This is a genomic window from Psychrobacter piscatorii (genome assembly GCF_001444505.1).
GTDB classification, from domain to species: Bacteria; Pseudomonadota; Gammaproteobacteria; order Pseudomonadales; family Moraxellaceae; genus Psychrobacter; species Psychrobacter piscatorii_B.
On record NZ_LNDJ01000022.1, the window covers coordinates 1 to 1,784 of the forward strand.

The 1,784-nt window shown below is 51.4% G+C and carries 2 tRNA genes and 1 rRNA gene; all 3 read left to right on the forward strand.

Annotation, left to right across the window (positions count from 1 at the left end):
* Nucleotides 1–1,482, forward strand: a 16S ribosomal RNA gene (locus AS194_RS01565); the annotation flags it as partial.
* A 73-nt stretch (nucleotides 1,483–1,555) separates the two neighbouring features.
* Nucleotides 1,556–1,632 (forward strand) — tRNA-Ile (locus AS194_RS01570).
* Between the two features lie 9 nt (nucleotides 1,633–1,641).
* Nucleotides 1,642–1,717, forward strand: a tRNA-Ala gene (locus AS194_RS01575).
* The last annotated feature ends 67 nt before the right edge of the window (nucleotides 1,718–1,784 follow it).

Genomic DNA, 1,784 nt, shown 5'->3' on the forward strand with positions numbered 1-1,784 from the left:
TGCAGTCGAGCGGAACGATGATAGCTTGCTATCAGGCGTCGAGCGGCGGACGGGTGAGTAATACTTAGGAATCTACCTAGTAGTGGGGGATAGCTCGGGGAAACTCGAATTAATACCGCATACGTCCTACGGGAGAAAGGGGGCAACTTGTTGCTCTCGCTATTAGATGAGCCTAAGTCGGATTAGCTAGATGGTGGGGTAAAGGCCTACCATGGCGACGATCTGTAGCTGGTCTGAGAGGATGATCAGCCACACCGGGACTGAGACACGGCCCGGACTCCTACGGGAGGCAGCAGTGGGGAATATTGGACAATGGGGGAAACCCTGATCCAGCCATGCCGCGTGTGTGAAGAAGGCCTTTTGGTTGTAAAGCACTTTAAGCAGTGAAGAAGACCTAACGGTTAATACCCGTTAGCGATGACATTAGCTGCAGAATAAGCACCGGCTAACTCTGTGCCAGCAGCCGCGGTAATACAGAGGGTGCAAGCGTTAATCGGAATTACTGGGCGTAAAGCGAGCGTAGGTGGCTTGATAAGTCAGATGTGAAATCCCCGGGCTTAACCTGGGAACTGCATCTGAAACTGTTAGGCTAGAGTAGGTGAGAGGGAAGTAGAATTTCAGGTGTAGCGGTGAAATGCGTAGAGATCTGAAGGAATACCGATGGCGAAGGCAGCTTCCTGGCATCATACTGACACTGAGGCTCGAAAGCGTGGGTAGCAAACAGGATTAGATACCCTGGTAGTCCACGCCGTAAACGATGTCTACTAGTCGTTGGGTCCCTTGAGGACTTAGTGACGCAGCTAACGCAATAAGTAGACCGCCTGGGGAGTACGGCCGCAAGGTTAAAACTCAAATGAATTGACGGGGGCCCGCACAAGCGGTGGAGCATGTGGTTTAATTCGATGCAACGCGAAGAACCTTACCTGGTCTTGACATATCTAGAATCCTGCAGAGATGCGGGAGTGCCTTCGGGAATTAGAATACAGGTGCTGCATGGCTGTCGTCAGCTCGTGTCGTGAGATGTTGGGTTAAGTCCCGCAACGAGCGCAACCCTTGTCCTTAGTTACCAGCGGGTTAAGCCGGGAACTCTAAGGATACTGCCAGTGACAAACTGGAGGAAGGCGGGGACGACGTCAAGTCATCATGGCCCTTACGACCAGGGCTACACACGTGCTACAATGGTAGGTACAGAGGGCAGCTACACAGCGATGTGATGCGAATCTCAAAAAGCCTATCGTAGTCCAGATTGGAGTCTGCAACTCGACTCCATGAAGTAGGAATCGCTAGTAATCGCGGATCAGAATGCCGCGGTGAATACGTTCCCGGGCCTTGTACACACCGCCCGTCACACCATGGGAGTTGATTGCACCAGAAGTGGATAGCTTAACCGTAAGGGGAGCGTTCACCACGGTGTGGTTGATGACTGGGGTGAAGTCGTAACAAGGTAGCCGTAGGGGAACCTGCGGCTGGATCACCTCCTTATAGACGGCATTCGGTCAGCAAGAATTCACAACAAGTTGTTCTTTAGTTTAAGCTTACGTTTTAGGACGTATCAGGGTCTGTAGCTCAGCTGGTTAGAGCACCGTGTTGATAACGCGGGGGTCAGTGGTTCGAGTCCACTTAGACCCACCATTTTATAATGGGGCCATAGCTCAGTTGGTAGAGCGCCTGCCTTGCACGCAGGAGGTCAACGGTTCGACTCCGTTTGGCTCCACCACTACTAAGACGGTTAAGTAAGCTTTAAGTGCTAAATAAAAAAATAGGTATTAAATAGAAACAAGTGA